This is a genomic window from Phaeobacter sp. HF9A (genome assembly GCF_011806385.1).
Lineage (GTDB): Bacteria > Pseudomonadota > Alphaproteobacteria > Rhodobacterales > Rhodobacteraceae > Epibacterium.
The window spans coordinates 34,465-43,851 of the sequence record NZ_JAATOX010000022.1 but is presented as its reverse complement, the minus strand read 5'-3'; the positions used below and the strand labels follow the sequence as shown (position 1 = coordinate 43,851).

5 protein-coding genes are annotated in these 9,387 nt (G+C 53.2%); 3 read left to right on the top strand and 2 right to left on the bottom strand.

Annotated elements, in window-relative coordinates; all coding sequences use genetic code 11:
* Nucleotides 1–287: 287 nt before the first annotated feature.
* Entirely contained in the window at nt 288–2,714 is a 2,427-nt protein-coding gene (locus HCZ87_RS06380) for an SIR2 family protein (RefSeq protein WP_167642936.1), read from the bottom strand.
* A 963-nt stretch (nt 2,715–3,677) separates the two neighbouring features.
* Here HCZ87_RS06380 and HCZ87_RS06375 point away from each other — a divergent pair.
* Nucleotides 3,678–4,484, top strand: a complete 807-nt coding sequence (locus tag HCZ87_RS06375) for a hypothetical protein (protein ID WP_167642935.1) — start codon at nt 3,678–3,680, stop codon at nt 4,482–4,484.
* 576 nt (nt 4,485–5,060) lie between these two features.
* On the opposite strand, the gene HCZ87_RS06370 is transcribed toward HCZ87_RS06375, so the two are convergent.
* Nucleotides 5,061–6,161, bottom strand: coding sequence for a helix-turn-helix domain-containing protein (locus HCZ87_RS06370; RefSeq protein WP_167642934.1), 1,101 nt, complete (start codon nt 6,159–6,161; stop codon nt 5,061–5,063).
* Between the two features lie 148 nt (nt 6,162–6,309).
* Here HCZ87_RS06370 and HCZ87_RS06365 point away from each other — a divergent pair, with 148 nt between their 5' ends.
* Together HCZ87_RS06365 and HCZ87_RS06360 are read left to right on the top strand one after the other, a co-directional pair.
* Entirely contained in the window at nt 6,310–7,371 is a 1,062-nt protein-coding gene (locus HCZ87_RS06365; protein ID WP_167642933.1) for an alpha/beta fold hydrolase, read from the top strand.
* Between the two features lie 390 nt (nt 7,372–7,761).
* Nucleotides 7,762–9,126: a DMP19 family protein gene (locus HCZ87_RS06360; RefSeq protein ID WP_167642932.1), complete on the top strand. Its 1,365-nt coding sequence runs from the start codon at nt 7,762–7,764 to the stop codon at nt 9,124–9,126.
* The last annotated feature ends 261 nt before the right edge of the window (nt 9,127–9,387 follow it).

Here is a 9,387-nt window from a genome sequence, read left to right as displayed (position 1 = left end):
GTGTCTTCTTCATCGGAATCTCCTCGTTCATCCTGCCGAGAAAATTCTACTTCCGCATCCCCTTAAGATCGGGGGGGATTACCATTGCGGGCGGTAGCCGTCCCTCGCCATGCCCCGAGCGAACGACCCTAGGGCGCGTCCGCTTGGCGCGTCGCCTAGGTCAGGCAGCAGAGCGCAGTGGCAAATTGACGACACGGCGCCCCAATTAAGAGGCGACGTTAGAAATGAATGCGCCCGACTCACCTAGGTTCAGGAAGTAGTTGGCTTATGCATCATGATAAATTCCTCTAAGATAGCACAATATTCAGGCAGTGCTTCAGCGCATCTCGGACTTCTCGATCCTCATAAGGCATCTGCTTATCCATTTCCGACAGCTGGCCATGATACTCGCGACACACACGTTTAGCATCTTCCGTCCGATTCCATGCGATAAGAGCCCTAGTGTGGGACATAGCAAGCGCGACTAATGGGTACTCATCTTCGGCGTTAGCCCTTGTCACAACTTGCGTCTTAAGCTCAGCAACACCTTCGGCCATCAAGGCCTCAAGGTATGGTGTCGGTTCTTTGAACTGGGAGCAGAGAATCAACTTTTGCTGCGCAAGCGAGTGCCTAGAGTAAGAGTTGTCGTATGCTTCAACTGATCTATTTAGGAATTGAAGCGCGGTCTCTTGGTTCTCTCTGCCGCCCGCATTGCGGTAGAACTTACCTCTCTGAAGCCAGTAATGGCCGTCACTTTGAAAATCATACTCAAGCTCTTCGTAGAGCTTTGAAACTAGATCATGATCCCCCCTGAATACCTGAGATAGAAACTGACCGCGCATCATGAACTTAAGAATGTTTCCTTTAACCTTCCCGGCATTAATCACAAACGGAACCTGGTATATGGTGAAGCTCCTGAATATCGCAAGGCACGCATCAAATATCGTTTGCGAATCAGCAGTGGCTGAAATTACGTGATTAAGATAGCTTTCATGCCTTCCTATTAGCATGCCTTGACCAGAGATCTCAACGATCCCCTCGAGCTGTGTCAAACAAGCAGCAAGTGACGACCGTAGGCCGAATTGGCTGGTGATCGCATGATAATCGGAAATTGAAAGCCTGGATCTGGTCATGGTAATTAAAGAAACGATACACAAGAAGGATCTAGCGGCTTCATCATCGATAGAAAAATATTCACTTTCGATTATTTCTTCAAATGGACGTTGTTTGGTGGCTTCGAGCATCAAAATAAGAAGTTGAGCTTTAGAGGCTTTTAACTGCTTGACTTGGTCCTTCCTGCTCATCTTTCTAAACTCTGGAGCCGTAGCAAAATTTTCAATTGCTTGGGCTAGCGTGTCGTAATCGGAAGTCATTAACCTCCCTAACTCTATGACTTTATCAGCGACCCTATGCTTGCGAAAGAAGCGACCAGACCAATCACTACTTCTCAGCTCACCCACAATTATACAGTTCGCAGACTTAGAAATTCTGGAGATCTTCTCAAACTCATCCGCATAAATCTGAATGTCGGGGAGCCATATCATGCAAGATACACCTGTCCAATCCGCGGGCTTCAGGTCTCGCAACGCCGATTCTAAGTCTTCTAGACCGCTGCCTATAAATTCGAACACCCTGCAATCGTCTTTCTCACCAATCGAGTAGAGTGAGCTCATAATGCTGGTTGTCTTTCCAGACCCCGCCTGCCCAACGACTACGCACAGGCCTTTCGAACCAGCCTCCTGAAAGCTCTTAATTGCAGACAGACAGGAGGAAATTACGGAAATTGGAGCTGGCCAATTTGAAGCTACACACTGCCAAGTGGGGTATACACCAGAGTAGAAATTTCTCCTGAGTCGGGTTGCTGTGAGCGCTGACTTGTCTATGTTTTTTGATATCCACTTAGGGCTTCCGACTTCGATAAGAGCATCATTTAGTGTTGCAGCGTCTCTACCAAATCGAAGCTTATTCCTCTGAAGCCAACGGATGAAATCTGATAGAGTTGACTTCTTGAATGTGATATTCAAGTCGCGAAGCTCCTCCTCATCCCGCTTGGCAATACTGCCAGGGGTTATGAGGAAAGACCTAGCAAAGGTCGAAACATCTTCTAACTCTTCCACATAAGCTTTAAATATTGGCTCATCAAGCTCGGTTCCGATAAAGACAAAAGTCTTGCTTGCATAGTCCGCTGCGCACCTCTCGTACCAAGGGTTTCTCTTTCGGATGCCGGAGCGAAATTCCTTATCCGTTAAAACTATTCCCTTCTCATACTTCAGGATAGATCCATTCAAATGGATAACCTGGAGTTCCTGCTCGCCGTGATTTTCCTCCACCTTTTCGGTGCTGCAAAAGTATTTGTGACGCTGAGCCCTACCCTTCCTTGGCACACCTTCAATTGTGTCATCGTAGTTGAGAGTGTAGCATCTGTTCCAGCTGTAGGAGAAGAGCTCTATCAAATCTTGAGAGGGGCGGGTCTCCATAAACTTGCCTTCCAGCTTTTTCTTGAGACCGTCATCCCCATAAATACGGCGAACATCTTTCCCCAACTGATCAAGACGTAAGTTCTCATCAGATTCACCGATAATTTCTCGGAAAAAGGAAGCCAGATCTTTGCCCAATGGGATATTGTCGCCAGAAGATGTTTCTGAACCATAGGAGGCCCCCGCACCAAGAAACAATACTACGTTATTCTCGCGAATAGCGCGGATCAAATACTCTTCTTCCGAAGCCTCAAACATTGGGCCTAGCCCTCCATAATATATCGCAACGGCGACCTTACCTTTTAAATGTGAGATGTCGAGGCAAACTTTATGGTAGACTTGGATCAACCGAGAGTTGCCATCGTGATTGTGCGATTGACTAAAGCCAATTCGTTTCGCGACTGGTGCATTTCCACCTTGCGCCGTAGGCTTCTCAAGCCTGCATCTGATGGCTGTCGCACAAAACCCTACCTCGCCGTTCATCTAGATCTGTCGCTGATCGTGGTGAGATCCAATAGAGGCAGGCAGCAACGGGCTGGTTGCTGCGGCTCTCCACTCTTGAGCATACGTTGCCAGAAGGGGCCGGTATGCATCTGGCCTGCCAATCGCTATAGGATGCTTGAGTGAGCTTCTGGGAGTGCCCGTAGGCTTTCTAATCCGTTCAATTGCTTCGCCAGGCTGTTGGTCAGGGCAATACGAAACCGACCATCCAGTGTTGTCTCACCACGCCGAAAATACACTCGCTTACAGACATTTCTTACCCAAGTATTTGACTAGAGTATGGGGCCCATGTTGGCGTGCTACACCATTAAATGATAGCAAATTGTACCTAACTTACTTTGGGAAACCAAACGCCGCTTTGGATTGGCTCCAGTCATCCGCTACACTTGACGCGATAGTCCGCCAGGACCGTGCGTGTCTCGACTGCGGGTCTTGGTACTTGACTTTGCAAGGTCAGGTTTCTGCGCTTCGCTGCCCCTGGAGCTGACCGCAGCATCAGCCAGGGCCGCCACCACCTGCAGAACGGCGGCTTTCGGGAAAGCGCTCGCGCTCGCAGCAGCGCCTTCGCTGCACCCTGCATGAATGTCGTGATTGGGCTGCTGGCGTCACCTGGCGGCTTGGATCCGGTGCGGGCTCGCCGCCACCCGGCTGCCGCAGCGCCGCAAGGCGGCTCTGAGCCCAAGTTGACCGATGCTGCGCGGCGCACAAAGGTCTGCTATGATGAAAAAATCGAAAAACTGCCTTTCTTCGTGGTTGGCAGTAGAAATTTCTAAGGGGCCGAGGATGCACGAACCGAAGGGTCGTCTGACCGACATATTCAGCCTTCCCAACGATGGTTCTGGGCAACCTCAGTCGGTTCTTATGCTTGATCAACTTACCCACGTTCCCGTGATTGGGGATGTGCTTCAGGTGGCAGATCGTAACTTGTCGATTGCACAAGTTGATAGACAGCGGATGCGAAGCTGCCTTACAGGTTGGCCGCTGATTGGCCTTGGCAGTATCGCAGTAATGGTCAACGAGCCAACGGAGGAATTGAAACCCTTAGCAAGGCATCCAAACCGTCTTTGGGTAACTTGGAAACCAAAAGCGGATTTGCCATGGCATTTCAAGACTGACGACCTCCCCAAGTTCATCCGACTGAATGATGACTGGAACGCTCATCCGAATGATGTGGATCTCAGGCTTGAAGAGCGCGGAGATGAGTTGATTGCCCGCATGAAACCAAATCCTTACGCCTATCGCCAATATGAGAACATCCCCGAAATCGCTGTCAGCTTCGTAAACTGCTCTAAATATCGCGTGACTTCAGTAAACGACGAAGGCTGGTATTCAGGCCAGTGCCGCTTCAGTGGGCTTGCGCCAGAATGGGGTGAGTTCTACGAAATATCAGGCAACGTCCAAGACAACATGAACTCTACGCCTTGGATTAAGATGGAAGGCGTCGGGGCAAAGCATTTTCATTTCTATTTGAAAGATGAAACCCTCGAAATCAAAGCACAAGATTGGGTGTTGAAGTCCGAAAGCTGACCTTCGGACGGCGACGTCCTACGGCAACAAAGTCTCGCATCCCTTCCGTCCGATGGTGCTTGTCGGTTGCACCTGCGGCGAAGGGCGGCTTTTGCGTTTGCGTGTGCGGCGTTCAGCCTAAGCCGTGCCGCCAGATCCCGCGACTTTGCAAATGGTGCTTTCTGCGCTTCGCTGCCGCTGGAGCTGACCGCAGCATCAGCCATGGCTGCCACCGCCTGCTGAACGGCGGCTTTCGGGAAAGCTCTTGCGCTCGCAGCAGCGCCTTCGCTGCGCCCTGCATGAATGTCGTGATTGGGCTGAACCGCCGACTGTTGCGGCATCCCCGCGCGGTCGGTTACGTCGGTCTGCGGGAGTTTAGGGCTTTTGATGCGAACTTAGAAATGACCTGACTTCGCGACGTCCACAAATGAAACTTCGGGAGGAATGCTCTCTTGGCAGAACATCCGTTGCCTGGCCAATTCTCGTACAAGTGCCAGAGCTTGTTGCGTTGCGGGTGAGCCTGCCGGAACCTGTGCTCCCAAAGGCCCTTTGAACTTATCTGGTCTCGTCCGGGCCTCTGCGATTTCAGTGAACCTTTCAGGATTTGCGAATATGAGAATTTTGATTTCGCCTACCAACACCCGCACAGTGTTGCGTCCGAAATGCTGCCGGTGTCATGCCCATGCGCCGCTTGAACTGCGTGTAGAAGTTGGACTTCGACCCGAATCCTGCGGCGTACATAATGTCTAACAGCGCGCGGTCCGGATCTTCGCTCATGAGGCGAGTGGCCAGAGCGATCCTTCTGTCATTGAGCAAATCAGAAAAGCTCTGACCGGTAACCCTGTTCACTGCAATGCTGATCGCGCGGGCCGGGACGCTCAGGCGTTTGCTCAAACGGCTGAGCGTCAAGGCATCGTCTGCAAGGATAGTCGGGTCCTCAAGGAATGAGTTGATGCGCTGGAGAAGCGCATGATCGGCGGGGCCGGGGGCCGACGTTGCGTCTGGCTCGTCCGGCAGAGGCGCCCGGTCAACGACTATGTCATACACATGCTCGAAAAGAGAAGGACGTCCCATTGCCCCAAGCAAAGCATATGACACGAGGCCAAAGAAGAGCGCGGTCGAGAGCAGGAGAGGCCGAGACGCCTCGATAGTCCCACCCCCGACCAGTTCGGTAAAGATCGCCACCTCAAGCGCCAGGCTGGCGCAAAGTACTGCGATCACGATGCGCAACCAGATGAGCGTCGTTGCCACGTCGGAGCCGAGACTACGGAAGTGGTGCGCACCGCGACCATGCAGGCGCAATAGGGCCCAAAGATATCCGCCATAGGTCATGAGCAAAATTGGGTCGATTGCCCAGAATGCGTTGACCAGAAGGGATGTTGCGACAGCCACCATCGGAACTATGTGAAGCAATTCTGCAGAGCGCGGGCGACGCCCGGGGTCCGACCCGAAGACGAAATGCAGGTAGAGCGCGGGGAGCGACGCTGCGCCCAATACAGCACGCCATTGTCGTAGAGACGTGTCCGGCCAAAGCAGCGTGGCGAGGAGGAGGCCTGCAGAGACGGTTGTGAGCCCGAAAAAGACGCCGAGCGCTGCTGAGGAGGCACCATAGCGCTCGGCCACAGCGATGCGGGCCATGAAAAGTGTCATCACGGTACTTAGGGACATTGTCGCCGCAAGAATTGCGATGTGCAGCACCGGCTTCCTCCTTTTGTCCGGCCCAGTCCGGCTGCGTTCTGGATCGCAACACAGAACCACAAAGAGCCGTCCTTGATCGCGTTTCAGGACGCCGGGTGATCGGTGTCCCTGTTAGGCCACTTGTGTTTCAAAAAAAAGGGCACCAACCATGAAACCTCTCTATTCACTTGCCATTTTGATCCTCGGCCTGACGTCTGGTGGCGTTCAGGCACAAGAGCATATTCCAGTCGCAGCCCAGCAGTATGAAGCCGGATTGAGCACGCTTACTGTTCTTGACGACCGACGCGACCGGGGCCTCGAAGGACTGATTTGGTATCCGACTGACGCCGCCGAACCGAGGCAGGAGGACTTCGAGAGCGCGGTTTGGGTTGGTGCGGAGGTCATCCGCGATGCAGACGCAGCCCCGGGGCCTTTCCCGCTCATTGTTCTGTCCCATGGCATGTTCGGAAACGCCCGAAACCAAGCATGGTTCGCTGCCAAGATGGCCCGGAGAGGATTCGTTGTGGCCGCAGTCGATCACCCGGGAACCTCAACCTGGTCGCGCGACGCGGACCAGCGGCGTGCGCTTTGGGAACGTCCGGGCGACATCATTCGGTTGATAGATTTCGCGGTCATGCCGGGCTCATTGCCGGTGCAGGTCGATCCCGATCAGGTCTTTATGGCGGGGCATTCACTTGGTGGCTTCACCGCGCTGGCGCTGGCGGGTGCCCGATATGACGCTCAGCGCCTTGAGCAGTTCTGCGATACCGCGCCAGGCGAATTGGCCTGCGGGATCTTTGCGGATTGGCAAATCGCGCAAACACCTGAGGACAGGGAACAGATGCAGGCCGATTTGGCGGATGAGAGAATTCGCGCATTCGCAATCTTCGATCTGGGCGGGACCCAGAGCTTTTCAGACGAAAGCCTGAATAAGATTGACAGGCCGCTGCTTGTATTCGGAGCCCCGATCATGAATTCGGGTTTGACGCTTGATATCGAGTCCCGCGCGCTGGTCAAAGAGCTGCCCTCAGAGACATTCCGATACATTGAGCCAGCCACTTTGAGCCATTTCGATTTCTTCAATCTGTGTAAACCAGCTGGCTACGAAATCCTGCTCAAGGAACTACCGGGAGACGAAGTCGTTTGTGAAAATGGTGGCGCCCACCGGGCTGACATGCATAATCTGATCCTTGATGAGGTGACAGCATTCTTTGTGCAAGTCCTTCAATGACTTAGCCATGAGCTAATAGACCGGTCCCGAGAAATTTACTTTTCATGGATGCTACTGGCCAACGATGCGCCCCAATGGATAGGCACATCGAAGCGCAGTACACTGCGCTTCGATGTCATCTGTGCCGCTCGAAGGTCCTCTCATGGGAAACCTTTGCAGATGCAGCAAAGCCTGTGCCGCAGGCTGAATGAATGTCGAGTTTGGGCTGGCTGGCGTCATCTGGCAGCGGAGACTAGGCGCGGTATCGTTGCAACTATGGTGCCGCAGCACCGCAAGTCGGCTTCGAGCCCACTTTGACCAATGCTGCGCGCTGTATGTCTGTCCGCTTTCAAGCCAAGTTCCACCGTAGTATGCAGAGGTTTAGAGTTCGACATTTTTTGGAAAAAGTAGTTGCTAGCACCACAAAGCCACGTCTTCCCTTTGTTCCTGACAACCGGCGCGAAGGAAGGGAGCAAACTGCCCTCATATTTGCTGAACAAGCAAATGCACATTCTTCTGGAGGCCGGTGTTTCATGGGACCGTCTCAACCCTGACCTTCGCGCCGCATTTTTACTCGGCTATTACCTCGGCAATGTTCGCAATGGGGGCCACAGCCAGTTCATGGGCAATGCCCGCAGTTACTATGACGGGGATCCCGGACGGTTTCTTAGCTGGGCGATGAAAGCTGCCGAACGCTACGAGATGCAGGAAACCTTGGCCATTATGCGTGAAGTACTGATCTGGATGTCGGATAACCCAGAAGAGGCCGCAACACAGACGGGCTTTACCCCCCACGTTTCTCCTGCACTCAAACCCTATGACACAGCCTTATTTTCGGCCGATACGGTGGACGAGCAGGCCTGGCTCGCCCGTGTAAACTCCTTGCCTGCGTGCCATGCACAAACATTCCTACGCATGTGCAGCTATGAGAAAGGATCTGTGCGTTTTCCCGCCATAATCTCCGAGATTGAAGAGCTCCGGCTTTTGGCCAATTTCGAGCCGGTGGCGATCGTTTCCGAAGACTCATTTGAGGCGGGGGTAAAGGCTGCTGCTTTCGCTGATCCGGTTGCAAAGGCAGCCCGCATGATTGCCCGCCTGGCCGACCTGGCGCAGTCTTTGCCTAAACCCGCAACATGTGCTGCCCTCAGTCTATTCACTGAAGGCGCGCACCTGCCACCTGCAGAGTGTTTGCGCGCAGGAGCCGCCAAGACCCGCCGTCCCAAGAAAACTGGTGTGCTGACAACAACAAGCGGCGATCAAGCCTTCATTGCAGAACTCGGAAAAGACAGCATTTCTGTCTTTGAAGCTACCGGCGACCCAGACGGTTTGCTTGAACATGGGATTGATTTTAATAGCTATGCTGCCAACCCTCCGCGTGGGCTCATCGCCAGCCTGCTCTATTTTACCGCTTCCAAATACCGCTACAAGCGGGCAATTAAACGCGCAATCCGCAAGCGCGCCCTTCGTAAAACGCGCATTCTGGGTAAGGTCTCCAAATCTGTCGGAGACGAAATAGCAGCGCTCAACAGGCGTTTTCACCTCCCAGAGGCTTTGGCGCTGTGGATGGAGCAAAGACAGGACAGTACTGCTCCGGCTAATTGGCGTCTCGATTTGGTCGAAGCCGACCGCATTTGCTGGCGCTTTAAAGTCAGCGGAACTCAACTGCGCGTCGTCGCCTCGGCGAAAGAGATACAGATTAGCTCAGGAGACAACACAATAGTGTATCCCTTTGAAGACTTGCACGCGGTGCGTCAAAGCTCAGGAGTCATGGCTTAAAGTATGTGCAGGGTGTAAATCGTTCCCGGAATTTTTTTCCGCATCTGAACGGTTCACAAAGGTGCTTGGAAAAGGTCTGTAACACGCGGGTTTACTGCAGTTTGTATCAAGAGCGTCAAAGTCTGCTCCGTCCCGCATCCCTTCCGCTCGATGATGTTTGTCGGTTGCACCTGCGGCGAAGGTCTGCTCCTTCCACTGCTCTTGCAGCGTGGGACCGCCGCCAGACTCGCAGGTGTCGCGACTTTGCAAATATCGCTAACT

What these genes read in the sequence shown, in the direction of transcription:
- HCZ87_RS06380 (WP_167642936.1), bottom strand. Translation starts at nt 2,714, where the DNA reads ATGTTTGAGGCTTCGGAAGAAGAGTATTTGATCCGCGCTATTCGCGAG.
- HCZ87_RS06375 (WP_167642935.1), top strand. Translation starts at nt 3,678, where the DNA reads ATGAAAAAATCGAAAAACTGCCTTTCTTCGTGGTTGGCAGTAGAAATT.
- HCZ87_RS06365 (WP_167642933.1), top strand. Translation starts at nt 6,310, where the DNA reads ATGAAACCTCTCTATTCACTTGCCATTTTGATCCTCGGCCTGACGTCT.